Origin of the sequence: Butyricimonas sp. BSD2780061689_150309_C8 (assembly GCF_015560935.1) — a bacterium.
Classification (GTDB): Bacteria; Bacteroidota; Bacteroidia; order Bacteroidales; family Marinifilaceae; genus Butyricimonas; species Butyricimonas paravirosa.
Map to the genome: position 1 here is coordinate 46129 of NZ_JADMSV010000004.1, position 25886 is coordinate 72014.

Annotated in this window: 20 protein-coding genes; 16 read left to right on the plus strand and 4 right to left on the minus strand. The window is 43.9% G+C overall.

Going from position 1 to position 25886, the window contains the following annotated elements; genetic code table 11:
* Positions 1 to 2 precede the first annotated feature (2 nt).
* The 4 genes from I2I33_RS05800 to I2I33_RS05815 all read left to right on the plus strand — a co-directional run bounded on the left by I2I33_RS05800 (position 3) and on the right by I2I33_RS05815 (position 6140).
* Complete coding sequence (locus I2I33_RS05800; protein WP_158572038.1) at positions 3 to 1562, plus strand: PKD-like family lipoprotein; 1560 nt, start codon at positions 3 to 5, stop codon at positions 1560 to 1562.
* Between the two features lie 66 nt (positions 1563 to 1628).
* On the plus strand, positions 1629 to 3068 hold the full coding sequence (locus I2I33_RS05805) for a TlpA family protein disulfide reductase (protein WP_087420897.1): 1440 nt from the start codon (positions 1629 to 1631) through the stop codon (positions 3066 to 3068).
* A gap of 27 nt (positions 3069 to 3095) precedes the next feature.
* Entirely contained in the window at positions 3096 to 4301 is a 1206-nt protein-coding gene (locus I2I33_RS05810; protein ID WP_087420898.1) for a TlpA disulfide reductase family protein, read from the plus strand.
* Between the two features lie 9 nt (positions 4302 to 4310).
* Positions 4311 to 6140 carry a protein-disulfide reductase DsbD domain-containing protein gene (locus I2I33_RS05815; RefSeq protein WP_087420899.1) on the plus strand — a complete coding sequence of 610 codons (1830 nt, stop codon included), beginning with the start codon at positions 4311 to 4313 and terminating at the stop codon, positions 6138 to 6140.
* A gap of 76 nt (positions 6141 to 6216) precedes the next feature.
* Here I2I33_RS05815 and I2I33_RS05820 read toward each other — a convergent pair whose 3' ends face one another.
* A complete protein-coding gene (locus I2I33_RS05820) occupies positions 6217 to 7764 on the minus strand; it encodes an ATP-binding protein (protein ID WP_087420900.1) in 1548 nt (515 codons plus the stop codon).
* A 156-nt stretch (positions 7765 to 7920) separates the two neighbouring features.
* Here I2I33_RS05820 and I2I33_RS05825 point away from each other — a divergent pair, with 156 nt between their 5' ends.
* Positions 7921 to 8433 carry a DUF4494 domain-containing protein gene (locus tag I2I33_RS05825; protein WP_087421295.1) on the plus strand — a complete coding sequence of 171 codons (513 nt, stop codon included), beginning with the start codon at positions 7921 to 7923 and terminating at the stop codon, positions 8431 to 8433.
* A 210-nt stretch (positions 8434 to 8643) separates the two neighbouring features.
* On the opposite strand, the gene I2I33_RS05830 is transcribed toward I2I33_RS05825, so the two are convergent.
* Entirely contained in the window at positions 8644 to 9621 is a 978-nt protein-coding gene (locus I2I33_RS05830; protein WP_087420901.1) for a hypothetical protein, read from the minus strand.
* 351 nt (positions 9622 to 9972) lie between these two features.
* On the opposite strand from I2I33_RS05830, the gene I2I33_RS05835 reads away from it, so the two are divergent.
* From I2I33_RS05835 to I2I33_RS05865, 7 genes are all read left to right on the plus strand, one after another.
* Positions 9973 to 11568 carry an Mfa1 family fimbria major subunit gene (locus I2I33_RS05835; protein ID WP_087420902.1) on the plus strand — a complete coding sequence of 532 codons (1596 nt, stop codon included), beginning with the start codon at positions 9973 to 9975 and terminating at the stop codon, positions 11566 to 11568.
* A 33-nt stretch (positions 11569 to 11601) separates the two neighbouring features.
* Positions 11602 to 12618 carry a FimB/Mfa2 family fimbrial subunit gene (locus I2I33_RS05840; RefSeq protein ID WP_087420903.1) on the plus strand — a complete coding sequence of 339 codons (1017 nt, stop codon included), beginning with the start codon at positions 11602 to 11604 and terminating at the stop codon, positions 12616 to 12618.
* A gap of 3 nt (positions 12619 to 12621) precedes the next feature.
* Positions 12622 to 14037 (plus strand): hypothetical protein, encoded by a 1416-nt coding sequence (locus tag I2I33_RS05845; RefSeq protein ID WP_195666752.1) that lies wholly within the window; start codon positions 12622 to 12624, stop codon positions 14035 to 14037.
* A 20-nt stretch (positions 14038 to 14057) separates the two neighbouring features.
* Entirely contained in the window at positions 14058 to 16376 is a 2319-nt protein-coding gene (locus tag I2I33_RS05850; RefSeq protein WP_162613760.1) for an FISUMP domain-containing protein, read from the plus strand.
* A gap of 21 nt (positions 16377 to 16397) precedes the next feature.
* Positions 16398 to 18035 (plus strand): hypothetical protein, encoded by a 1638-nt coding sequence (locus I2I33_RS05855; protein ID WP_140402578.1) that lies wholly within the window; start codon positions 16398 to 16400, stop codon positions 18033 to 18035.
* Between the two features lie 284 nt (positions 18036 to 18319).
* Positions 18320 to 19732: an aspartate ammonia-lyase gene (gene aspA / locus I2I33_RS05860; protein ID WP_087420909.1), complete on the plus strand. Its 1413-nt coding sequence runs from the start codon at positions 18320 to 18322 to the stop codon at positions 19730 to 19732.
* 70 nt (positions 19733 to 19802) lie between these two features.
* On the plus strand, positions 19803 to 20285 hold the full coding sequence (locus I2I33_RS05865; protein WP_087420910.1) for a DUF3332 domain-containing protein: 483 nt from the start codon (positions 19803 to 19805) through the stop codon (positions 20283 to 20285).
* A gap of 450 nt (positions 20286 to 20735) precedes the next feature.
* On the opposite strand, the gene recG is transcribed toward I2I33_RS05865, so the two are convergent.
* Positions 20736 to 22838 carry an ATP-dependent DNA helicase RecG gene (recG, locus tag I2I33_RS05870; RefSeq protein WP_162613791.1) on the minus strand — a complete coding sequence of 701 codons (2103 nt, stop codon included), beginning with the start codon at positions 22836 to 22838 and terminating at the stop codon, positions 20736 to 20738.
* Positions 22839 to 22961: 123 nt separating this feature from the next.
* Here recG and I2I33_RS05875 point away from each other — a divergent pair, with 123 nt between their 5' ends.
* The 4 genes from I2I33_RS05875 (at position 22962) to I2I33_RS05890 (ending at position 25247) form a co-directional block, all read left to right on the plus strand.
* Entirely contained in the window at positions 22962 to 23582 is a 621-nt protein-coding gene (locus I2I33_RS05875) for a hypothetical protein (protein ID WP_087420912.1), read from the plus strand.
* Positions 23583 to 23710: 128 nt separating this feature from the next.
* Entirely contained in the window at positions 23711 to 24262 is a 552-nt protein-coding gene (locus I2I33_RS05880) for a cob(I)yrinic acid a,c-diamide adenosyltransferase (protein ID WP_087420913.1), read from the plus strand.
* Between the two features lie 23 nt (positions 24263 to 24285).
* Positions 24286 to 24975, plus strand: coding sequence for a DUF2461 domain-containing protein (locus I2I33_RS05885; RefSeq protein WP_229128211.1), 690 nt, complete (start codon positions 24286 to 24288; stop codon positions 24973 to 24975).
* Between the two features lie 98 nt (positions 24976 to 25073).
* Positions 25074 to 25247 (plus strand): hypothetical protein, encoded by a 174-nt coding sequence (locus I2I33_RS05890; RefSeq protein ID WP_162613761.1) that lies wholly within the window; start codon positions 25074 to 25076, stop codon positions 25245 to 25247.
* On the opposite strand, the gene I2I33_RS05895 is transcribed toward I2I33_RS05890, so the two are convergent.
* The gene (locus tag I2I33_RS05895) at positions 25228 to 25803 is read right to left on the minus strand and encodes a Fic/DOC family protein (protein WP_087420914.1); all 576 of its coding nucleotides are present in this window, start codon (positions 25801 to 25803) and stop codon (positions 25228 to 25230) included. The two genes, I2I33_RS05890 and I2I33_RS05895, sit on opposite strands and share 20 nt — an antisense overlap.
* Between the last annotated feature and the right edge of the window lie 83 nt (positions 25804 to 25886).

The window sequence follows — 25886 nt, forward strand, 5'->3', positions numbered from 1 at the left end:
TTATGAAAAAATATACATCGATAAAAGTTATCTTTCTGTTGTTCGTCATGGGACTAACGGCATGTTTGGATGACGAGGGGAATTATAATTATGCCGACCTCGGAAATTTTTACGTGGATACGGTGGGGATACAACATACGTATACGATCAAGCAATTTAGTTCTTTCGCGTTGACGCCCAAGTTTATTTATGATGGGGATAAAAGTGTACTCAAATATAAATGGGAACTCTACAAATCGGATGAGCCATATATAGGGCCTTCGTCATACGGAACCGGTTATTCACATGATTATACACGTGATGACTATCCGGATTACACGATTTCGACCGAGAGAGAATTGGACGTGAAGATCGAGGCAATACCGGGTGCGTATTATTTGGTATTTACAGCTACTGATACGACGAGTGGATTGAAAACCACAATGGATTGGCGATTGACGGTAGAGGGTGTGATTGGTTCCGGGTTAGCTGTATTATATAAAAATGCAGGGGGAAGTGATATTGATATTGTGTACTCTCCGCTATTTAATGGTTCGTTGACAGAGACCTCTTATAATCGTAATGCTTATTCTACGGTAAATCCCACCCGTCCGCTTACCGGAGAACCGAAAGAATTGGTGAGTGCAATATATGCTTCTTATGATCTTTATTATTTATATATGACATCCGGGGAGGACGTGGTTCGTCTTTCGTCAATAGATATGAGTATTGCAGATGAGTTTGATGGCCTTTTTGCCGGGAAGATTCCTGCTGTTAAAGATCTGAACGGAATTTTTGTTCGTAACTATAATACTTTCTTTATCAATAACGGTGTGGCTTATAAAGCGAATTCGGGAGGTTTACAGTTAACGCCGATGGCCATGAAAAATGATGATTATTATGCGGTGGCCGGAAATACAACTTGGCAAGTGAATTCGTTGTTTTACGATGGTCTGCATCGTCGGTTTATTTTCTCCAAAATGTGGAGTGCTGAAATTGACCCGGTTATTAATTCGGCTGCACATTTTGATTTTGGCAACGTGGGAAAGGATTTGATTCATTGGTCAAATGGTTATTGGCAAAGTGACAATCAAATAAATTATTGTTTCTTCAAAAATCCCGTTGACGACGGCAAACGTTATATGTATGTATTTGTTGCGGATAAATCGACAGCCAGTGCCTATACTTCTAAGTGTGCGATGGATATAAGTGCTTGTCCGGACATCGCTTTGGCCCATAGTTTTGCGACGGGGGAACGTGGTCCGGTTGTTTTTTATGCTACTGACGCTAACGTATATCGAATGAATTACAATGTGGATGACGCAACTTCAAGTGCAACTGCGGTTTGGACTCCTGCTGCCGGGGAAGTGATTACACGCATCGAACTTTTCAAGAATGCAGGTTTGAATCTGGAAAATAGTACAAAGGATAAGTATTTGCTTGTAGCAACTTATAGCTCGACGGGTAAAGGTAAGATTTATGTGATCGAGTCGGATATTTCCAGTGGAGTACTCGGTGCGGAGCCGGTTGCCGTGTATGAATTTGACGGTCGTATTGCCGATTTCGATTTTATCGCTCAATAATCAGCTAGTGAAGGTTGCCTAAGAATTTCTTAGGCGCCTTCATTCATAAATTTAATTCGTATTGTTATGAAAAGTATTGTATTGACGATATTATATATCGTTTTGGCTTTGTGTGCTATGGCTCAGCGGCCGATGAATGAAAATCAGAAAAAAGCGTTAGAGGCTCAAAAAGCCGGAGGCGAGACGTTGGCTCGTTTTAAATCGGAACTTCTCTATAAGCTTAAAGGAAAAGAGGAAAGTGTCTATTCGGACGTGGCACAGTGTTTCTATTATTTGGGAATGGAGGCTACATTTGATTCAATACAAAATGTGATTGTAAAAAAATTCCCTCATGGGGTTTTAGCCAGAAATCGCTATTTAAACACCTATATCTACTCGGAAATGAATCCGGAGAAACAAGAGGTATTATTCAAAAAATGGATGAAACGTTTTCCACCGGAAAAATTGGGAGAAAGTATCGTGTATGATTATGCCCGGAGTAGTGTGGCGGGAACATACGCGAGAAATGGTAATTGGCAAAAGGCAAAGGAGTATATTGATAGGATCGTTACGAAAGGATGGTTGGGAGAACCGTGTTCTGTGGTTGCGGGTGCTTTAAGTAAATGCGGGGATATGGAACATGCTCTTATGTTTTACAAGCTTGCCGTGGATAACTGCGAACAATTGCAAAAAGAGGGTGATAAGGCAAGTTTAGCCATCGCGATGAGAGGTTATCCCTCGTATTTGTCTAATTATGCAACAGCTTGTTACGAGGCGGGTTTACATTCAGAGGCGTTAGCGACTATGGAAAAAATGCCTCCCCATAGACGTGATAAATCTTACGCTTTGTTAATGGCAGAAGCCGGACGACCGTTGGAATCATTTTTGTGTTTGGCGGATATGATCAAAGCGGGACAGGCAGACGAAGAAGTGAATCATAAAATAGAGGAACTTTATATACAACTAAACGGTAGTGGGAAAGGATGTGATACTTATATCGGAGGATTGCGGAAAGCTCGTGCTGATCAACGAAACGAGGAAATTATTAAGAGTATGATTTCCCGGTCTGCTCCGGATTTCACATTGCCTGATGCGGAGGGAAAGGTTGTAAAACTTGCAGACTTGCGTGGAAAAGTTGTCGTGTTGGATTTTTGGGCTACTTGGTGCGGCCCGTGTAAGCGTTCGTTCCCGGCGATGCAAAAGACCGTAGAGAAATATCGAGATGATCCGAATGTGGTATTTTTATTCATCCACACGTGGGAAAAAGAGAACAATGCGACTGAAGAGGCCGTGAAATATTTGAAAGATAACGATTACTCGTTTCGTTTGTTGATGGATTTAAAAGATCCGAAAACGAAAGCGAATGAAGTAGTGAAGAGTTATGGCGTAACCGGGATTCCTTCAAAATTTGTGATCGATCCACAAGGACAAATCCGGTTTCACGTGACTGGGGCTGCAGGGAGTGATGATGAGATCGTCGCCGAATTATCTCAAATGATAGAGATGGCACGTGAAAAAAAGAATTAAAAGAAATAGTGTTTTAAAATATTAGTTATGAGATATTTGTATTTTAAGTATGTTAATATATCTGTTGTCCTTATCCTGTTATTTATTGGAGGAGGATGTGAGACATCTGAAAGCTATAAAATCACCGGAATGCTCTATGGTTTTGCCGACAATACGAAAGTTAGCCTGACATTGGCAGCCACGCATCAAGATGAGAAAAAGGAGATGGAAACAACTGTACAGGATGGGAAATTCACATTTGTAGGAAAATTGGTGGAACCTCGTTATTATATGTTGACAATCGAAGAACCGACAGGAGTACGGGGTACTTACGGGTTTATGCTGGAAAATAGTGATATTACTTTTTCTGCGGTGAGAGGGGAACAACAAGAAGGAAGGCCATACGTGGAACTGAAAGATGTTCAATTGAAAGGCTCTGTGACGGATCAAATCTTCAGAGAGAAGATGGCTTTTCGTGAAAAGTTAGATCAAATGTTCGCTGATTATCGGGAGGCACATGCAGGGACGATAAAGAAAATATCGGAATTAAGGAAAAATGGAGATCGAAAAGTGATAACTGATTTTATGCAGACAGATGATTATAAGAATCTGGTGAAAGCTGAAAGAGAGGCTTTCCAAACGATTGAAAAAGTCATTCATGATAGCGTGGCTGCAAACGGAGATTCATTTTGGGGACCTCTTTTGTTGCTGAATAACAGGGCTTATTTCTCGTCAGATGATACAGAAGCTAAGGAACTATTCAATGGTTTTTCAGAAGAGGCGAAGAATAGTTTTTACGGTCAAGCTTTGAAGAAACAAATATTTCCCAAGACTTTGAAAGGAAAGTCAGTTCCGGAATTTTCTTTACCTGATCGGAATGAAAAGGTATATTCAATGAAAGAATTGAGTAAGGGAAAGAAATGCGTATTGATTGATTTTTGGGCTTCGTGGTGTGGACCTTGTCGCAAGTCGATTCCATTCTTGAAGAAAATGTATCAGGACCTTGTTGATCAAGGATTGGAGATAATCAGTATTTCAATCGATAAGAGTAATGCTGATTGGTTGAAAGCTCTTGACGAAGAACAATTACCTTGGCCTTGTTTAATTGATACGGATAATGTTTTTGCAGAAAAGTTTGACGGTAGGGCGATCCCGATGTTTATTCTGGTGGATGGAAATGGTATTGTCGTTGAAGATAATCTTCGTGATCAGGCTTTAAAAAATAAAATTGAAGAGTTGATTCGGAATAAATAAAATTCGGATATGAAAATAATTCTATTAGGCTTGTTATTTCTGTTATGTTTTGATTTGCAGGCAGGAATAAGGAAAAGTAAACTGAAAGTGCTTTATGTTGGAGGATCTTCGGACGTGTATGCTAATATAAACAGAGGCAAGGTGGATTCTGCATTATTGTTGGAAGGGGCTAAAAAACGGACTGTGGCCTTCGAAAAACTGCTGAAACAATATTTTAAATATGTGACGGCTATTGATGCGAAAGACTACCAGCCAGTGTTGTCTGAGGATTACGATGTTACCGTGATGGACGGATTACCTCAACCGATAGTTCCTCCGACTACGCAAGAAGATCCCTTTGGACGGTTTTACGGGGAGAAAAGAGAAGGATATTTACCACAGGATTTTGATCGACCCATGTTGTTGATTGCAGAATTGAGTAGTTTAATTGGTACTCGTCTTGGGTTGAAAACGGACTGGTGCTGTCTGTGCTTGGATGCTGATGCTCATCATATACGTACAGAACATCCTATGTTTAAAGGACCATTCCCCGTTAAAATGAGTATGGTAATGAAACCTACACCGGAAAGTGCTAAATCTATTGCGAAATCCGAAGGAGAGGTCGTGCCTGACTCCATTTTGATGTGGCGAGTGCAAAAAGAAGGATATACAACGAAAGCCATACGCCCGGGGATGATCTCCAAGTCTGCCGGTTTTCTGGATTCTCCTGATGTAGAATTTATTTCAGGTGGCGTGTCTGCAAAGGGCTTGGAGGAAGTGGCCATCGGACGACATGGGAATTTCTTACATTGGGGATTTTCAGCCTCACCTGAAGAGATGACGGAGGAGGCAAAATCAGTATTTGCCAATGCGATTGTCTATATTTCCCAATTTGCAGGGCAGACCCCGATAGCTAGGAAGTTTAATCCGTTTATCGTGACCGGGGAACACTTAAAATCAACGATTTTACGGGCTACTCGTGCTGCGTACGAAGAGCGGGTTTCTACATTAAAAAGGATCGGGAAAGAAGAATCGACTTATGGAGAGTATTTAAAGAGTATGTTCCCGGAATTGTATTTTTCATTTGGTACGGATGAAAAAGCGTACAAGGATTATTATATGAATAATGCCGGTTATTTTATGCCTCGACCGGGCCGGGTCTCTTTTCTTTTGGATGAGGATGCAAGAAGTCTGGGTATCTCTAATCATGACATTCGTCTTTTAGATGAGGCGATCCGTTTGTTGGAAGAGGGAACAGACGTGGCGAAAGGACACCGTTTGTTAGAAAGATACACGCTTTGTCGTTTCGAGACTCCGGCAGAATGGCGTACTTGGTTTGAAACAAATAAATCTCGCTTATTTTTTACGGAATCCGGAGGATGGTTCTTTTTAGTAAACACCCGGGATAAAAATGTGCCGGGAAACGATTATCGTGTTTTGTGTACGGAATCAATTAAAGAACCAATCGAGGAAAAAACGTTGAAAGAAGAGGAAACGGATGAAAAGGAACCTGTAAAAGTACGGGCTTTTACAAAGAAAATGTCGAATGGGAATCGGTTGATTACAATTCGGATGAAAATCCATCCGGGGTATCGAATTTATACCCAAGTGGATAAAAGTGATCCCTATCTTCCCACGACAATAACTTTTGTTTTACCGAAAGGAGTTGAAAAGGTGGGAGAGTTAAAGCGGCCTTCAGGACGGGCGTATAATAGTGCCGGAACCGTTGTTGTGGAAGAAGAGGCGATATTTACTCAAGAAGTTCGAGGAACGGGGAACGTGACTTGTGTCATTGAATACCAAAGTTGTAATGATCAAATGTGTATGCCGCCTGCAGAGCTAAGTTTAATTGTAAAATAAATAAATCTATTTGTTCAACACCTCCCATCCGAGATTGATCGAATGGGAGGTAATTCTTTTAGTCGATATAGAGAAGTTATTCCACAATCCACCTCTCAATATTCCGAGTATTATTATCAAAGTTAATCCCGATTTTGAACAATTGTCGGGAATCCGCTTCAAATGGTCGGGCGTAATGTTTCGTTTCGATTTGTTGTAAGGCTTCTTCGGCAGAACCTTCCAGTTTGAATTCCATCACGTAGATGTAACGGTCGGTTTGCAGTACGAGATCCACCCGGCCCTCGGATGTGTGATATTCCGCTTTCACGTAGAAACCTACAAGACGAAAAACAATAAAAAGTACGTTTTGATAGTGTACTTCCAAATCCCGGATCAACTCGTAAGGTGTATCAGCAAAGATGCTTTGCAGGCGACGTAGGAAGGCATCCGGTTGGCCGGTTCTAATCTCTTTCACGAATTGTTGGATCTCGAACGGAGATTCCACGTTATTCACGTTTGTATAGAAAGGCATTAGGAACTTGATAAATCCTTCTTCTACTTCTCGGTTGGGGAATCCTAAGATATAGTTTCCGAATTCCCCATCGTAATCCTTAATCGTGAGATACCCGCTTTGATAAATCACGGGGATAGGACTTTCATCGGCATAAATGCTGTTGAGTACCTCGGAATTCGTCTCTTCATGAGACATCTGTTCGAGGTTATAATGATTTTGTTTCAATAATTCGACCAAGTAGGTGGGAGTACCTGTTTCGAACCAGTAACTACCGAATTCCTGTTTGGCAAAAGTGTTTAACACGCTGAACGGGTTGTAGATCCCTTCGCTGTTTTGACGGAAATGATAGCCGTCGTATGCCTCTTTTAATCGGGTGCAGGTTTCCTCGTAAGTCATATCCTGTGCCGTGGCTAATCTCCGTAAATCATCTTCAAAATAGCGATGAATCTCTTCTTCTGTCATTCCGCATAGAGAAACGTATTGTTTATCCATGGAAATATCGTTCAAGTTATTGAGATCGCTGAACACGCTGACCTTCCCGAACTTGGTAACCCCGGTCAGTAAGGCAAATTTAATATCCCCGTCCATGGTTTTCAAGGCACCGTAGAATGGTTTCAACGTGTTTCGGAATTCCCGTTGTAACTCTTCATTATTGATTGCTTGCAACATGGGTTTATCATATTCGTCAACAAGGATCACCACCCGTTGCCCGGTTAATTCATGAGCCCGGCGGATAATTCCGGCAAAACGCAGGGAGAAAGAGGCTTCTGACGGCTCGTCCCCGTAGATTTTTTCCCAACGGGTTAAAGCGTTGTTAAGAATATTTCCTAAGCTTTCGATCGAGTCATATTTTTCGATGTTCAAGTCGAGGTGTAGAATGGGATGTTGTAACCACTCTTTCTCTAGTTCTTCCATGGCAAGGCCTTGGAAAAGTTCTCGCTTGCCTTGGAAATACGCTTCGAGCGTTGAAATGAGCAAGCTCTTCCCGAAACGGCGGGGACGACTTAGGAAATAGTAACGTCCTCTCTTGGCTAATTGGTAGATCAGCGCTGTCTTGTCAACGTAAAGATACCCGTCTTTCCGAAGACTTTCAAAATTTTGAATACCGATTGGATACAGTTTCTCGCTCATGATTTCTCTTGCTAGTAAATTCTTCAAAGACAAATTTAGCTAAAAACAATGATTCGTACGTGTTATATGCGGAATATTTTTGTGACCCGTGGAATAATTTTGGGGAGATTATTTTACTTTTGCTGTAGAATTAAACACATAAAAAATAGAGAAGAAATGACAGCAAATTGGTTTGAAGCGAAGGTAAAATACGTGAAAGTGGGCGAGGATGGAAAAGAGAAGAAGATGTCCGAGTTGTATTTGTTAGATGCGATGTCCTACACGGAGGCGGAGAGCCGGATCACGGAAAATCTGCGGGAGATGATTCAGGGAGATTTTTATATCGTGGGGTTGAAGAAATCGAACATCACGGAGTTGGTGGAGTCGAATGACGGGAATGACGATAAATGGTTCAAGGCGAAAGTGGCGATTATTGATGCGGACCAGATCAGTGGTAAGGAGAAAAAATCTCACCAGTATTATTTGGTGGCGGCAGCGGATATTGAGAAAGCGTTGGCTAATTTGCAGAAGAGTTTGTCAACCTACGTGGTACCTTTCGAGATCAGTTCTCTGACCGATACGAATATCATGGACGTGTTCCCTTATTTCTCGGATGATGCGGATCAAGAAATCCCATCCAATCTGAAACCGCTGGGTGATTTTGAACATGAGGCAGAGATAGACGCTTAGTGTAAAATATATTGAAATAATGGGGCTGTCCCAAAAGTCATTTTATTAAAAAACTCCTCCGTCACTTCGTGCCACCTCCTCTATAAACAGAGGAGGAGCTGGTGATTCACTCCGAAGATGGGGAGTGTTTCAACTCTCCCTCTGTTTATAGAGGGAGTACCCCGAAGGGGGGAGGGAGTTTGAAGAATGACTTTTTGTACAGTCCCATCATTATTTTAACACCTCGTCGATAATCCGGTATTGCGTGTTGAAAAACAACCGTCTCTCGATGCGTCCGCTCCTAGAAAGAAGGGTGGAAATATGGCATAAGGAATTGATCCATTCTTTTATTTTATTAAAATTGTCTTCTGAATCCTGTATCATCGAAAAGCTGAAATTAGTTTGGAACAAGGCGAGATGCCTATTGCCGGAAAAGAAGTAACTGCTGGAAAAACCCACATTGATCGAGGATACGAGAAAATCTGTTTCGGGTGGAAAGGGGATGCTAGGAGTACGTGTTCCGTTTAGTGTCTTTTCTAATTGCGACAATATAAGTTTGAGTTCATTTTTGATGTCCTCTTTTTCCTGTTCGGAAATAATATGCGTTTTGTAGAAATTACTTATTTCTTTAGATAATGCCCAAATCAGCGAGCTATCCCAAATATAAAAAACGTGCTGAAAGTTATAAATGTCATTGTATTTTTCACTGATAGCTGATAACCTGGGAGGAAGTTTCCACTGGGAAAAATTGTTATACTCGTCGGATTGTACGAAATAGTACCCCCATTTAAAGAACATGAACTTCATTATAAGCGGGGAATGTACGAAAAATTCCAAGGGTAGCGAGTGGTAAACGTTTCCGCTGGTACCGGGTTCATCTTGGTTAATCTCCTCGATTTGTTTAAAATTAAGATCTATCATATCGCATAAAGCATCAATGGAGTGAAACTTTAACGGGGTTTCCAGTATGAATGGGAGCCATTGAATATCTTCTTCTTGGTATAAAAGACTATCGAGAGAGATGTTTAAAATCTTGGCCAGTATGCCCATTTCCCGGATGGAGAAGTTGACTTTACCTGCCATTCTCCGGTAAACTGACTCTTTTTCCAGTTTCAGAATGTCTGATACCTGATTAATAAGTTCGGCTCTCTTGGAATTTCTTTTGTGTAGTTCCTCGATGAATTTATCATGAAGATCTTTTTTTCTCATGTTTGTTCTATTTAGTCATATACTTGATACTGGTAATTGTGGAACAATAATCAAATATAAACATAAATCCAGAGGAATTTTTAAAATATTACGTTAAAATGCGGGTTGTTTTAAGAATAGATGCTTTGCCTTGAATGATTCTCCGTTTCGGAGAATGTCAAGAATATAAATCCTCTAAGATGGAGGAAATACAATGTTTACCTCTATTTATTGTATGGATAAAATCAAAAATGATGGGGATGTCGCAAAAATGTATGATCATATCCGGGAGAATGGACTAAAGTTGTCTTTTTCAAGCAATACCGATGGTCTACTTTTGTATTTAGAATATAATATTATAAAAGTAAGCAGATGAAAAATAGGATGGTTCTAAGGTTAGCATTGGCGGCAATCGTTTTTGCCGGTTGCGTGGAAGAGAAGGAAGATAAGTCATTGACAAGTGGCGGGATAGCTGATGTGGCTTACATTTCTCTCAAAGTTAAGACAGAAAAAAACGAGGCTCGTTCCTCGGGTGAAAATGCGGGAATGAATGAAAGTGATTTGAAGACTCTCTACTTGATAACTTTTGACGAAACGGAAAAAGTGGTCGGTATTCCCAAGACAACAGAATACTATACCAAAATTGAGGATGCGGCGTCAAAACCGGATGCGATCAAGATTTCGGCAGCTTCAGAAAAACTATTGGTGATTGCCAATCCGGGAGATGAGCTGTTGGACGTGATTGAAAATATCAACGATCGAACCACGTTTCCCACGATAAATGCAGCGGTAAAAGGGGTTACTATGGCGGAGATTACAGATAACGTGAATGCAATAACCAGGGGATTCACGATGATTAATAGCGGGGATGAGAGTAACAAGCAGGCCGGGGAAAAAATTACCGATCCTTTGATCAGTCTTGTTGGTAAGATTCAAGTTGTCTCGAAAGATCTGCAAGAAGAGGATGCTATTAAAGAGGCTGAGGATGACAATAACCGTGTAGACGTGAAAATTGAACGTCTGGCCTCTAAGGTGGAATTAAAGCTTAAAGAGGACAATAATGATAAGATCGTTGTTGAACCTACCGGTGCGACCTTTACTTTTAAAAATTGGACGATTGACGTGATGAACAGTACGTTTTACCCTTTTGCCGATAAAACTTTACTTACCGTGATTCATTCGTCCGGGGGAAGTTACGTCAGTAACTTTTATACCAAGGATCCGAATTTCACGAATGCCACTGGTATAGTGAATGCTGCCGTCAACGAAACGACGTATGAACCAGAGTTGGTAGCCCCTTACACCTGGATGGCGGCAGCAACCGGAACTTATTGCATTGAGAACACGATGGATGCGAATGATCAGATATTTGAGAATGCCACTCGTGTTGTGATTAAAGGCGTTTATTATCCTGAAAATCACGTGAGAACAGGCGATTGGTTTAGTTTTGCCGGTAAAACCTATACTAATTTTGATAAGCTGAAAGAGGCATATAATGCCATTGACGTGGGCCCTAACTTGAAAGCAGCCTGCGAGAAAATGTACGTGAGCATAAGGGCTTATGCGGATAAAAATAGTGGTGTGGATCTTATCGGGACATCGTTCAAAACGTTGGAGGTGTCTGATTTAGCACAAATCAAGAATGGAGGAGAGGTACTTAAAGACGGGAAAAATCCAATCATCCGGTGGTATCAAGGAGGGCTTTGCTATTACTATTACGAGATTCGGCATGATAACGATACCGATGAGCATATGGCTTTCGGAAAATACGGGGTTGTGCGCAACAACTGGTATAAGCTGACCTTGGGGTCCGTGAAAGGGGCAGGAACTCCTTGGTTCCCGGATGTGGACAAACCTGGTCCCGGTGATCCGGACCCGGGTGATCCAATCGACACCTCAACTGGGTATTTGGGAATCACGGTGGATGTTGCGCAATGGATTGTCTGGGAAAACGAGATCGATATTTAGTGATTGGGTAACAGGACTATAAAACATCAAGGTATGAACACGGGTGGGCTATATCGGGATTTGAGTAAAAGAATGGGAATTGTGTTAGTATGCCTGTTTTTAGGATCATGCGACGTGATGAAGGAGGATACAGACAACTGTGGTGTATACTTGGAATTTATTTATGACTATAATATGGAATATGTCGACTCGTTCGATCCGTGGGTCAACACGGTCGACATATTCGTGTTCGATGCTGATGATCGTTTTCTCTTTACCAAACAAGCCCGGCGGGAAGAGCTTGTTGGGGGAAAGCGAATGTTATTGGCTGATGATTTATCCGTGGGGCATTACAAGGTGCTGACCGTGGGAGGTTTGACGAATCATTTCCGGGTATCGGATGTGCAGGGAAATAGGCTTTCTCCGGGAAAAACGATGCTAGGGGACGTGCAGGTCGCTTTGGAACGGCTCTCTCAGGCCGTGTCTCACGAATTTTTCCCTTTGTGGATCGGGAAAACAATAAAGGTGGATTATAAGGCTGATCGGGAGGTATACCCGGTGTCTTTGGTTAAAAACACGAATCATTTTCACGTGTTACTGGCTGAGGTGGGTGGTAGTAGTACGGGACGTGCGGACCGTCCCGTTTTTACTTTTGAAATCCTGACACCTGAGGGAGCGGTCTACGGACATGATAATGCTCCCCGGGTGCAGGTACCTGTGACCTATATGCCCTATTCCCTAGAGGTGGGAGAGGGGCCGGAAGTCTTGTCGGAAGGGCACGTGAATACGGCTAGGTTATTGTATGATGATGATTATGCTTATAAATTGATTGTCTATGATATGCGAACCGGCTTGCGGGTATGGGATTATGATTTGATGAAACTCTTGGAATCGAGAAAACCAATCTTGCGGCCGGATGGGAGTGCGCTCCCTATGCCGGAATTCCTCGACAGGCAGAGCGAGTGGCGTATGGTGATTCTGTACAAGGAAGGAGAAAATCCATCCGGTTTCGTGGCTTTGAGTATTGAAGTTAACGGGTGGATCGTGTGGCGTAATGATATAGAGGTTTAATGTATGAAAAGTAACGTGTTACATATCATTTGGATCATGTTCTCCTTGGTTGCTTGCATCGGGGAGCGTTCGACGGGTGACGGGGACGAGTTTTTGGGTACACGAGGGAAAATTGACGTGGAAATACTTGTGCGGGAGGCTGATGAACATGATTTTGTTCGAACGGTTCGTTTTGTCGTGTTCGATGATGCCTCGGTTACCCCGACTCTGGATATAAACGAGTTGGTAACTTTGGGGGAAGGAGAACGGGATGCAACCAGATTCAAAACTACCTTGGACGTGAAAACCAATCCGGATAAAATGCTTGTCGTGATAGTGAATGAACCTCAAGTTATGACGAATACATTGGATGCGGTCATTTTTCCGGAACAACTGGAAGAGATACTTTTTCAGATGAACGATGCGTTTGGTTTTGATCACGTGCAACCCTTAATGTCCGGGATTCCGATGTCCGGGGTGAAACGGAAAATCGTGGTGGAGAAAAATGTCTCGGCAAACGAGGTGATCACGATCGAGCGTGTCGTGGCTCGTGTTGAACTCTGGCTAAAGAAAGCGGACGAGATTGTTTTCGCTCGTCTTTCGACTTCCATGAATTCCCGGGTATTTTTGGAAAATACTTATGGGAGAGGATATTTAGTAACAGGAACGGAGACTGATAGAACCCGATTCCAAACCGGATTGGACATTGAGAATAATTTCGGTTATATGCAAATCCCGTCTTCCGGCTTTGAACACGTGGTTTGGAATTATCGAGGTGTAAATGTGTTGGAACTATCGAATTCTCCCCAGCTTATATGTGTGTTCTATACGCCGGAGCGGACTTACGAGGTCTCCGATGACCGGAATAAATTGTTTTTGGACATCCGGGGAATCACTTCCCCGGACGGAGAGAGAGGAACCCGAACCGCACTCACGGAGTTTACTCCGAAAGGTGGAGGCACCCCACGGGTGCTTACCGAGATCCGGCGTAATAATGTCTACCGGATCATCGGTACGGTGAAAGAAAAGACGGTACAATTTGAACAGGCCGTACTTCCGTGGACCGAGGCGGGACAAGGAACAATCATTGATCCCCAGTATTACCTGCGGGTAAGTCGGGATGTTCTTCATGTCGGGCTTGCGGGTGATGCTGTCACGATCTCGGTGGAGACGAATTATAACAGGGGTGACCGGGGATTTCCGAAGGGGGTGCGGTTGGGTGAGATTAGTTACTATGATAAAGATAATCATCCCTTGGAGGCTACCGCCGGGGGACGGGATTGGCTGGCGGTTAATATGTCAGGCGTGGACGGGGATTTATCTCGGAATATCGAGTTTATCGCGAAGACAAGTTTGAATAGTGTTCCCGCGGGGTATTACGCTTTGGTTGAAATTAAAGCGGGAAACCTGATTAAAATAATTCGGGTTACCCGTTCATGATAAATTACGAGTAAAATATGATGGAACGATTCATAATATGGAAACGGTTTAGCTTGGTGAGAGTGTTACTCTTGGCGGGATTACTGGGGTGTGTACATGATAAGTTGGATGGACCGGATCAGTTAGGGAAAGTTATAGATATAGAACTAGTTATTCCGGGATTTGAAGTCCCCCTTACCCGCTCGATAGAGGGGGATAACGGGGAGGCTGCGGTACGGGAGTTGGACCTTTTGTTCTTTGACCAGTCTACTCCATCGGCAAAACTACTTCGACATCTGAACGTGATCGATTTTAGGCAGGAATCATCGGGGGCAGACTATAAAGTGAAATTTAGTCTGAACCTTGCCAAAGATGACCAAGTCGGTTTAATCGTGGTTGTCGTGAATGCTGCGGGGGCGGTTCGGCATGCCTTGGAAAGTAATCCGGCAGATGCGGAAAAACAGGATATATTGAAAGCTCTGACTTTTAATACATTCAAAGATGAGAATGATTCTTATAAATGGAACGTGCGTGTACCGGGATATACCCCGCTACCCATGTACGGGGAAGTGGTAATGGAGGGACTTGTGCCGGGTTATATAGTGTCGGTTTCGTTGACTCGGATGTTGGCTCGTGTGGACGTGGAAAACAAGGTTAGCGGAGAGATCTTCAAGTTGGAAGAGATTTATTTGGTGAACTATAATACTTCCGGGTATATCGCCCCGAAATGGAACGAAGCGGATGGCGTGCTTGTTCCGAATCCTTATGCGACAAATGAGAATCCGATGATCCCCGTCCCTTCCGGAAAACAACCGGGTGTAGAAGAAGCGGCAATGAAATACGAGTACAAACAGGCCATTAACGCCCCCGGGGCCTTGATGGCGGGAGAAATCTATACCTATGAGGCTGTTAAAAACGTGAAAGATGATCCGGGTAACGGGGTTTGCCTGATTATTAAAGGAAAATACATGGGCGAGGATTATTATTACCGGGTGGACTTCACGCTGGAATCTGAATTGCCGCTAGATATTGCGTATATGCCGCTGTATCGTAATCACAAGTATGTTGTTACCGTAACCGATGCCGAGGGAATCGGTTACCGGACTTTTGAGGAGGCTCTTCGCTCGTTTGGCGTGTTATCGAATTTGAAAACGTCAATATTGGTGGTGAATCTGGAAGGGATAAACCACATTGTTTATGATGGTCAATTCTTTATGGGTGTGGAAAGTCGCACGCTGGACCTACCTTATGGTGTGAGTCGGCAACTCACGTATCGGGTAAGTTCTGATTATCATGGGGCTTGGGAGGCAAAAGTTCTCCATTCGGAAACAAATACTTGGTTGCGCTTGGCCGGGGGACAGTCCGTCACGAAGGGGGCAGATATAAACGGGAGCGGTTTGGAACTGGTGATTTCGTCCGTGTTCTCCCCGGGTAGCGGGCGTGATTACGTGACCGGACAGATTGAGTTCACGGCAGGGCGTCTGCGGGATACCCTGACCGTGAGAAGGGTTCCGATTGCGGAAATGTTTGCCCGGAGCAATGTTGTGTTAAATTCCGGGGTACTGGCTTTTGCCGTGACTGCCGAAGATAACCGGGATATTCCCGCTTGGTCCCAAGGGGTATTTTTCAAATGGGGTTCACTGATTGCGTTGGCTTCTGCCGGTAATCCTTATGACCCGGAGGTGCAAGCCGTTTATTATCCGCCCCATCTGAACCCGTCTGATTGGAAAGGTGGTTTGATCGGGTGGGATAAAATTCCATATGCTCATTCGAATTTCAACTTTTCTATGCCTTCTGGTACTGGCGAGGACGTGGACGCTTTTGCGGGTTACTCCGGTAATACCGGGTTCAATGAAAACGTGGGTGTCGGTGATATATGTCGTTATATTTCCAGTGGGCCGGGAGGTAAAGGATGGGTTGAGGGCGAATGGCGTTTACCGACAAATGCCGAACTGGAATTGTTGTACGAAGAAACCGGGATAAAAACGGTATCTATGGGAGGGTTTGTTAACATGACGGCCGAGTTGAATCGGGATGCTGGAAACTATTTACATGGGAACTTCGACCCCGAAAGCGGTTGGTTTCTGGGGGCGAACGTGACTGGATCAATGGCAACACCTGCCAATAGAACAACTCCCCCTTCTGGGACGGTCTTCCTGCCCTCGGCCGGGCAACGTTATCCGGATGGTAATGGGGATGTGGTACATGTGGGAGCCTACGGTTATTATTGGGCCTCTACACCCTATTCGGTGAATGGCGGGTATATTGCTGACTATCTTTTTATATATAAAAGCGGGGTTGATTTTAATGCCGCTGATCGTTCGTACGCTTTTCCCGTTCGTTGTATTAAAGATTATTGATATTCACTAACATAATGATATATGATAAAGAGATTATTCTTTTGCTTGTTTATGTGGGGGATGTGTTCCGGTTTATCGGCGCAGACCCTTGAAGGACCACTCCCTTTTTTCCGGTCGTTTTTAGATGGTAACTTGACTAAAATCACGTTTCCCGAACCCAATGAACCCGGGGCTTCCGGTTGGGATTCAAAAGGAAACCACAAGAGAAAGAACCGAGCGGCAGAAAGTGTTTGGGGATTACAATTAACGGAAGGTAAGGAAGAGATCGGGGCATTTTATTTACCGGAATATATTTTCTCCACGGAAGACGGGTTGTTGATCGAGTTCGAGTATATTATGATGTACACGAACGTGGGAGAGGCAGGTGTTACAGATGGTATTTGTATGTTTCTTGTCGATGCGACCACGAATGAATATATAGGTGCGAACTTAAAATACGGGGCTGAGGGGGCCGGGTTTGGTTATACTCATCGACGGTCGGCACACACGGATATTAGATATGGTGTGACTTCAATTACCGGGATTAAGGGAGGATACCTTGCGGTGGCCTTGGATCAGGGACATTTTAAAAATTGGCGTTTCGACAATTACGAAATGAGAAACGGGATACCGTACGGGAGTGCTGGGATCGCTAATATTCAGTCTGAAACGTATAATACCCGGAGTAACGTGACGATTCGGGGAGCCGCGGGAAGGGACGAAAAAGTGATAACCACGTCTCAAAAAACTCACCGAATACAAGATGGTCGCTGGGGTTTTCCCGTTCTCATCACTCGCCACACGGGGTGGAACGAGAAGACCGGCCTGGAAGACCCTTATTCCGATGGGTTGAGAAACAAGGCCGGATTCAGGTTGAACACCCAGACCGGGGAATATGAACAGTACGTGACACCGAGAATCGATAAACCCTTCTGTATTGCCGGGGGAAAGGAATTTCATCATTCCGGTGAAAGTGCTTACCGGAAAGCAATTATTGCCTTGGAGCCGAATATCGTTGGGGGAGGATTCCGGATCACGGTAACCATCCAGCATGAAACGGAAAAAACGGTCGTGATTGAGGATTACGCTTATCCCTCCTCTTTGCAATATACCGAGAATGGCCTTCCTTTCCAACTTGTTGCCGGTGAATATCCCACGGTAGTTTATTATTCGAATCCACCCAAAACCGAGCTGGCGCTTGAAAGACCTTCGAAACTGGTGATCGGTTTCATGGCATCGACGGGGCAGCTCACGGCTTACACGAATATTATCCGGAATCTACGAATAACCCCCTTGTACGGGGCTAGTTCTGAGGATGATATTTATGACCATCGCCGTGGTCCCGTTATCGTACGTCCTTTGGATAACGACGTGGCTTACCAGCTTGGTGGAGACCGACCGAATGCCAGTTATGATAATCTTGATTTAACGAGCTTTAGAATGTGGATCGATGAGAAACATTGCCTGGGGAATGGCGTGTTCGAATATGAAGAAGAGGGTGTCGGGAAATGGAAATACGACCCGGAATCGGGTGAAATGATGTTTTTCCCGGAAAAAGGAGTAGGGGGAGAAGTCGTTATTTGGTATGATGTTAAAGGGAAACATACGCCTTATGCCGAGGAGAAATACCGTTCGTCACTGGCAAAAATCGTGATAAATCTTATCGATGACGAGGGGTAAGTTTACCTCTGTTATCGAAAACGTTTGTAAAAAAGGATTGCGGCGAGCTTTATTTTGTTAAATATTTGTATATATGATTGACTTTTAGAGATATGTATTTCTAAAAACGGAGCGTAAATTATGGGTTAAAATTTGGCTTTATACTATTAACTTTATACCTTTGCCGGATTAATTTTCTTCGGGTCGTTTGTTATGGACGAGAGACATTTAGTTATTGTTTTTAACGATCGGGTGAAACTTGAAAGAAATTCAAACGTATTTGGAAATAATTAATCTATAAAGTTATGAAAACAAGAATAGAACATGATTTACTAGGCAACAAAGAAGTGCCAATGGATGCGTATTATGGCGTTCAAACTTTGAGAGCTATCGAGAACTTTGCTGGTATCAGTAATTACACGATCGGAATGTTCCCGAACTACGTGAAGGCTTTGGCTATGGTGAAATGGGCTGCTGCAAAAGCAAACTTTGAATTGGGATTGATTCCTGCTGATATTACAAATGCCATCACCGCAGCTTGCGAGGAAATCATCGATGGTAAGTTGGCTGACCAGTTCCCGGTAGATATGGTTCAAGGTGGAGCCGGAACTTCCACGAATATGAATATCAACGAGGTCGTTGCCAATCGTGCTTTGGAACTGTTGGGACATCAGAAAGGTGAATACCAATATTGCCACCCGAATAATCATGTGAATCTTTCTCAATCAACGAATGACGCTTATCCTACTTCATTCCACTTGGCCATTATCCTGACCAATAAAGAAGTGGTAGCTGAAATTAAATTGTTGGTTGATTCTTTCAGAAGAAAAGCAAAAGAATTCGAGCACGTGTTGAAAATGGGGCGTACCCAACTTCAGGATGCGGTGCCGATGACTTTGGGCCAAGAGTTCGAGGCATACGCTTACACGTTGGAAGAAAATATCGAGCGTTTGAATGCGGCTGCTAAATTGTTCTTGGTAGAGAATATGGGTGCTACGGCTATCGGTACAGGTATCAACTCAGAACCGGAATACGCTGAAATCTGCGCTCGCGAACTTCGCATCATCAGTGGTGAAGAGTTCGTTCTGGCCCCGAACTTGATTGCTGCAACTCCTGACACGGGTGCTTGCGTGTCTTACTCTTCAGAATTGAAACGTTTCTGCGTTCAGTTGTCTAAAGTATGTAACGATTTGCGTTTGTTGTCCAGTGGTCCGAGATGTGGTTTGAACGAGATCAACTTGCCTCCGATGCAACCGGGATCTTCTATCATGCCGGGTAAAGTGAATCCGGTTATCCCGGAAGTGGTTAACCAAGTATGTTTCCGCGTGATCGGTAACGACACGACCGTGATGATGGCTGCCGAGGCCGGTCAGTTGGAATTGAACGTGATGGAGCCGGTAATCGTTTACGCTTTGTTCAACTCCATGCAGATGTTGACCAAGGTTATGGATCGTTTGAGAATTTTGTGTATCGACGGCATCACTGCTAACGTTGACCGTTGTAAAGATATGGTGATGAACAGTATCGGTATCGTTACTGCTTTGAACCCGACTTTAGGTTACGAAAATTCATCTCGTATCGCCAAGAGAGCTTTAACAGAAAACAGAAGTGTTTACGATTTGGTTTTGGAAGAAAAATTATTGACGAAAGAAGAGCTGGATAACGTGCTCCGTCCAGAATTAATGATTGCTCCGAAAAAATTCTACAAGAAAAAATAACAAAAAGTGCTTTAGTTTCGTAACAAAAAGCGTTACCTTCGTAAAACTAATTAAATTTAAAGCATAGGTTATGAAAAAAAGTTTTAATCAAATGATTGCTGTTGTGATGATCGCGGTGTCATCAGTGGCTTTCACAGGATGTTATGGTTCTTTTTCTTTGACTTCTAAGTTACATAACTGGAACGGACAAGTGTCTAACGCTAAATTCGTGAACGAGTTAGTATTCTTGGGATTGTGTATCCTTCCGGCATACGAGTTGTGCTGCTTGGGTGATGTCTTGATCTTCAACTCTATCGAGTTCTGGGGTGGCCAGAATCCGGTTGCCATGAAAGCTGGAGACGTGGAAGAAGGTCAAGTAATGTACGCCGGACATCCTTACCATGTAACTAAATCTTTGAATAAGATGGTAGTTGCAAGTGAAGAGACTGATGCTGTTGCTGAATTCCAATATTTCCCGGAAGAAGAATCTTGGTATTTAATGGATGGTCAGAACAAGGCTAAGTTGATGAAAAACACGAAAAAGATGATGAAAGCTGTTGTAGCTATCGACTAATTTTTTTCGGTTCAGATAATGAAAGGACGTCTTCGGGCGTCCTTTTTTTGTGCCCTTTTGTTGCGTGATAACGGGAATCTATTCGCCGTTTTTGTATTGGCACGTTGAAGGTAAAGGGAGAGTTCGTTGCCTGTAAATGGGGACGTGAATAAAGAATGCATTTATACTAACTGATAAAATTCGGATGAATACCGAATATAGTATTTTAATTAAATTGTAAATATACTTTATGAACCTTATTATATATAAGGTTCATATAAGGTTTCTATAAGGTATCTATAAGGTTCATGACGGTATTCGTCCGGAACAGATCTATTCATTATTATGAAATATGCCATTGCTTGGTCGCTGACTCCCATCGTCTTAGGCTTGTTCTGCTTGGATTATCGGGTTGAACGGGCGGGGTACTTGGATGATAGTGAAAATGGAGACGTAACTGTTTTTGGGGTTTTAACTGATATATCTCCAGTTGATTTTAGTTTTGAAAAGACGTTTGACTTGGGTGGCAAAGGTTTGATTCTCTTCTTTTTGTAGGAGGGGATCGTCTTCCAGAATAATCGTGGCCGCTTGGGCTGCCTCGTTCAGGATACGCCCGTCCTTACCGAGATTGGCAACTCTCAGGTTGCAAGTCAACCCGCTTTGTTGTGTTCCTTCGATGTCTCCCGGACCGCGTAGTTTTAAATCGACTTCGGCAATCTCAAAGCCATCATTTGTGGAGGTCATGGTCTCGATCCTTTTACGGGACTCGTTAGACAGTTTGTAGGAGGTCATCAGAATACAGTATGATTGTTCGGCTCCCCGTCCTACACGCCCGCGCAGCTGGTGCAATTGGGATAGTCCGAAACGTTCGGCACTTTCAATGACCATGATGGAGGCATTGGGAACATTCACCCCGACTTCGATCACGGTGGTTGCCACGAGAATACGGGTTTCTCCCGATACGAAACGCCTCATGTGTTCCTCTTTCTCTGTTGGTTTGAGTTTCCCGTGAACGATGTCCGCCGTGTACCCTAGGGGGGCAAAATAACTCATCACGTGTTCATAGCCTTCTTCTAGGTTTCGGTAATCCATCTTTTCCGATTCGGAGATCATGGGGTACACGATATAGGCCTGCCTACCGAGTTCCAGTTCTTTCTGGATGAACTTGTAGACTTGCAGGCGTCTTGCCTCGAATGCATGATGTGTGGTGATAGGTTTCCGGCCGGGAGGAAGTTGGTCGATCACCGATACATCTAGATCGCCGTAGAGGGTCATGGCGAGAGTCCGGGGAATGGGAGTGGCCGTCATGACCAGCATGTGTGGGGGAATCGTGTTCTTTTGCCACAGTTTAGCTCGCTGGGCAACTCCGAAACGATGCTGCTCGTCGATAACGACAAGTCCCACGTTTTTAAAATTCACCACGTCTTCCAGTAGAGCGTGAGTCCCGATCAGGATTTGCAGACGTCCGTCGGACAGGGCCTCGTGAATGATTTCCCTTTCTTTTTTCTTGGTGGAACCTGTGAGTAGGCCGACGCTAATCGGGGTGTCCTTCAGAAGCCCGGATATGGTTTCGTAATGTTGGGTGGCGAGAATCTCCGTCGGGGCCATGATGGCGGCTTGGTAACCGTTGTCGAGAGCGATCAGCATGCACATCACGGCGACAAGGGTTTTGCCGCTTCCCACGTCTCCCTGCAACAGGCGGTTCATTTGCTTGCCGGAACCGCAATCGGAACGGATTTCTTTGATAACCCGTTTCTGTGCATCGGTCAAGGGAAAGGGTAGGTGATTGTGGTAAAAATTGTTGAAATAATCCCCGACCGTGGTAAAGAGATGGCCTTGGAAGGCTGCCTTGCGGTTAAATTTCAGTTTCAGTATGTTGAGTTGAATGTAGAACAACTCTTCAAATTTAAGCCGGTATTGTGCCTTGCGGAGCATGTCCGGGTTTTCCGGGAAATGGATGTTGTACAAGGCCTCGTGCAGGTAGATCAAGTTGTGTTTTTTGATGAACCATGCCGGGAGGGTTTCTTGAATCCTGCCGTTGATGGCTTTGAAAATGTTCGCTTGTATCTTGTTGATCAGCCGGGAGGTCAGGTAACTTTTTTTCATCTTCTCCGTGGTCGGGTAGATGGCTTGGAAACCTACGAGTTGCTTGGCACTCGTTTCGTACAGGTCCATTTCCGGGTGGACGATGTTCATCTTGTGGTTGAAGATGGTGGGCTTGCCGAAAATCAGGTACTCCTTGTCAGGGGTGATCTGGCTGGAGAGGTATTTGTGGCCCGTGAACCACACGAGTTCCAATTCCCCGGTTCCGTCGTAGGCCGTGGCGACCATGCGCATCTGTTTGCCCACGCCGACGGATGTGAGGTTCGTGATTTTAGCTTTTACCTGAATGTAGGGAAGGTCTGATGTAAGTTCCCGGATCGTGTAGACACGGGTCCGGTCAATGTATTTGTAGGGGATGTAATAGAGCATATCCTCGTAGCTTTGGATGCCCATTTCCTGCTCCAGCAACGAGGCTCTTTTCTCTCCAACACCCGGTACGAATTTTATGTTCAGTCCTGCCAGTTCCAAAATACAAGTTTTCGATGGTTCATTTCTCGAACGAAAGTAAAAAAAATAGATGACTTTAGTTGAGCATATCGGGAATAAATTTTAATTTCGTGGAATAAATAATTTGGACAGATAGTTTACCGGGAGATGTATAATTATTTAAAACAACGATTTAAACATGCCATTCGTTTTCGACATAAAAGGGGATACGGGGTACATTCCCCGTTCGTTTTTGATTTGATCACGAATGTAATAAAGGAAAAAGCGGTTTATTACGATTTTGAACGAATTGAATCGAAGGGAAATATTCGGGAGAAAGAGCGGAAATTGTATCGTTTGCTTTTTCGTTTGGCAGAATATTTTTCTTACCGGAACGTGCTGTGTGTCGGGGTTCGATCGCCGTGGGTTTCCATGTATCTGGCGGCTGTTTCGAAACAGATGGTGTTGTTGAACGGGGGATGTGCATGTCCGGGGGCCGAGTACACGGAACAGGTGAAGCCGGGAGATTTGAAAGGTCGCAAGATCGATATGGTTTTCTTGGGGAGAGCGTTCGAGGAGGATTGGGATGAAACTTGGGAAGAGGTTTTGCGAGTGCGCAGGCGAGGCCCGCTATGTATAGTGATTAAAGATATTTACAAGGGGCGTTTTAATTCGTTGGCATGGCGACAATTAAGGCAGGAGGGGACTGTTTCGATCGACATGATGTGGTACGGGATCGTGTTCTTTGACACGAGATTGCAGAAGGGAAAGTATAATGTGATAATTTAAAAGATTTTGTGATTGCCGATTGAATGATTAGGTGATTAAAAAAAGAGCGTGTTAGGTTGTGGGGGGAAAATCACTTAATCGGAAATCATTAAATCACTTAATTGGAAATCATTAAATCTAAAATCAGTATGAAAGTTTACACGAAAACAGGAGATAAGGGGACGACGGCTTTGATCGGGGGAACCCGGGTGGCAAAGAATAACGTGAGGTTAGAGGCTTACGGGGGTGTTGACGAGTTGAACAGTCATTTGGGGATGATTCGGTCGTACCCGATTGATGGGGAGAGCGTGAAACAGTTGATCGAGATTCAAAACGTGCTGTTCGTGGTCGGGGCAAACTTGGCGACGGACACGGCGGTGAGTAATATGCAGAAGAAGTTGCCTTGCACGGATGAGGACGTGGCTTTTTTGGAGAGGGCGATAGACAAGATGGACGAGGAGTTGCCGCCACTGCAATATTTTGTGTTGCCGGGAGGACGGCCGGAGGTGTCGGCTTGTCATATTGCCCGTACGGTTTGCCGTCGGGTGGAACGCCGGATTATTGATATGAGCGAGGAAATAGAGGTGGAGGATATTATCGTGCGGTATGTGAATCGCCTTTCCGATTATTTGTTCGTGCTAGGGCGTAAGCTGGCAAAAGATTGCGGGCTGGAAGAAGTGAAATGGGTGCCGAGAAATTGAAAATTGAAAATGGAGAATTGAAAATGAAAGAACCTGTAACTTGTAACTTTTCAATGGCGGAAGTGTTCCGGTTTTTGGAAGAGTTGAGGGAGAATAATAGCCGGGAGTGGTTTAATGCGCATAAGGAGTGGTATTTGGCTGTAAAGGCCGGACATGAGGATTTCATTAACCGGGTAATTCCGGCATTGGCCGTGACGGAGCCGGACGTGGACGGGTTGACGGCGAAAGATTGTATTTTCAGAATTTACCGGGATGTCCGGTTTTCACCCAATAAGGAACCTTATAAGACGCATATCGGGGCATACATGGTGAAGGGTGGTAAGCAAAGTCCCCGGGCGGGATATTACGTGCATATAGAACCGGGGAATTGTATGATAGGGGGTGGAATTTGGTGTCCGGAACCATCGTTGCTGAAGGCTTTGCGGAAAGACGTGTATGATAATATAGATGAGTTTACGGGAATTATCCGGGATGCGGAATTCCAAAAACATTACGTGTTGGAGGGGGAGAAGTTGAAAAAGGTGCCTGCACCTTTTCCTGCCGATTTTCCGGAAGGGGATTTGTTGAAATACAAATCTTACACGGTATCGAATTATGTTCCCGATTCGTTTTTCGAGGGGGAGGACGTGGTTGAACGGTGTGTGGAGCGACTTTTACTGATGCAGCCTTTTAATCGCTTTTTGAATTACACGGTGGAGGAAACGTGGAGGTGATCGCAGGGTGGTTGCAGGTTGCAAGTTTCAGGTTAAAAAGAGGGGAATTTGTGGCTGAATTGCTTTGATAATAAGGGGAAAAGTCGTATATTTGTAATATGGAAAAAATAAAAGAAAAGATGCCGCAGCTTGTAAAAAATGCCACGGTTCGGGAAGAGATTTTGCAAGGAATGATTGCCTCGTTTCAACTGGAAGGGATAAAAATTTCCCAAGAAACTGCTTATACTATTTTGGAACGGGTGGATTTGAAGCTTAAAATGTGTAAGCGATAATCTGCTCCATTCTGGAGTAGTCTTTTCGTGCTACTTGCTGAACAGCGATAATATATTCATTAAAATCAATCCTTTTGAAGTTTAAGCCGGGATAACCTTGTTTTCGTGCCATGAGGTTGGCGAGAATACGGGATGTTCTGCCGTTGCCTTCACGGAACGGGTGGATGAAGAGTAATTCACCGTGTACTTTGGCGATGTCTTTTATCAGAGCTTGTTGACTGGTGTAGTGATCAGGGAGTTGGGAAAGAATTTCTTCTTCGAAAATGCGCATACTATCCGGGATGAATCTTCCGGCCGGGAACACGAATCCGCCTTTGGAAATGTTGACGGAACGGAAACGCCCGGCAAAGGAGTAGAGTTCTTTTAGCGCCGTACGGTGAATGTCACAGATGTATTTGACTGAAAATTTTGTCTTGGGCGTTAGCTTTTCCGTGAACAAGATTTCTGCCATCAAGAAGCCTTCGAACTCCGCATTGTGAAGAGTCTCTTCGTCCGTGATTCCGAGTAAATTCGGGAGAATTTCTCCCTCTTCGCCATTGGTAGTGTATCTGTTCATGGCCTTGATTTTTAACAAAGTTATAGAAATCCGTCAATTACTCCAAATTTATTTGTGATTTATGATTTATGATTTATGCTAAA

Coding starts and splice junctions, on each gene's coding strand:
- I2I33_RS05800 (WP_158572038.1), top strand. CDS start 3: ATGAAAAAATATACATCGATAAAAGTTATCTTTCTGTTGTTCGTCATG.
- I2I33_RS05805 (WP_087420897.1), top strand. CDS start 1,629: ATGAAAAGTATTGTATTGACGATATTATATATCGTTTTGGCTTTGTGT.
- I2I33_RS05810 (WP_087420898.1), top strand. CDS start 3,096: ATGAGATATTTGTATTTTAAGTATGTTAATATATCTGTTGTCCTTATC.
- I2I33_RS05815 (WP_087420899.1), top strand. CDS start 4,311: ATGAAAATAATTCTATTAGGCTTGTTATTTCTGTTATGTTTTGATTTG.
- I2I33_RS05820 (WP_087420900.1), bottom strand. CDS start 7,764: ATGAGCGAGAAACTGTATCCAATCGGTATTCAAAATTTTGAAAGTCTT.
- I2I33_RS05825 (WP_087421295.1), top strand. CDS start 7,921: ATGACAGCAAATTGGTTTGAAGCGAAGGTAAAATACGTGAAAGTGGGC.
- I2I33_RS05830 (WP_087420901.1), bottom strand. CDS start 9,621: ATGAGAAAAAAAGATCTTCATGATAAATTCATCGAGGAACTACACAAA.
- I2I33_RS05835 (WP_087420902.1), top strand. CDS start 9,973: ATGAAAAATAGGATGGTTCTAAGGTTAGCATTGGCGGCAATCGTTTTT.
- I2I33_RS05840 (WP_087420903.1), top strand. CDS start 11,602: ATGAACACGGGTGGGCTATATCGGGATTTGAGTAAAAGAATGGGAATT.
- I2I33_RS05845 (WP_195666752.1), top strand. CDS start 12,622: ATGAAAAGTAACGTGTTACATATCATTTGGATCATGTTCTCCTTGGTT.
- I2I33_RS05850 (WP_162613760.1), top strand. CDS start 14,058: ATGGAACGATTCATAATATGGAAACGGTTTAGCTTGGTGAGAGTGTTA.
- I2I33_RS05855 (WP_140402578.1), top strand. CDS start 16,398: ATGATAAAGAGATTATTCTTTTGCTTGTTTATGTGGGGGATGTGTTCC.
- aspA (WP_087420909.1), top strand. CDS start 18,320: ATGAAAACAAGAATAGAACATGATTTACTAGGCAACAAAGAAGTGCCA.
- I2I33_RS05865 (WP_087420910.1), top strand. CDS start 19,803: ATGAAAAAAAGTTTTAATCAAATGATTGCTGTTGTGATGATCGCGGTG.
- I2I33_RS05875 (WP_087420912.1), top strand. CDS start 22,962: ATGTATAATTATTTAAAACAACGATTTAAACATGCCATTCGTTTTCGA.
- I2I33_RS05880 (WP_087420913.1), top strand. CDS start 23,711: ATGAAAGTTTACACGAAAACAGGAGATAAGGGGACGACGGCTTTGATC.
- I2I33_RS05885 (WP_229128211.1), top strand. CDS start 24,286: ATGAAAGAACCTGTAACTTGTAACTTTTCAATGGCGGAAGTGTTCCGG.
- I2I33_RS05890 (WP_162613761.1), top strand. CDS start 25,074: ATGGAAAAAATAAAAGAAAAGATGCCGCAGCTTGTAAAAAATGCCACG.
- I2I33_RS05895 (WP_087420914.1), bottom strand. CDS start 25,803: ATGAACAGATACACTACCAATGGCGAAGAGGGAGAAATTCTCCCGAAT.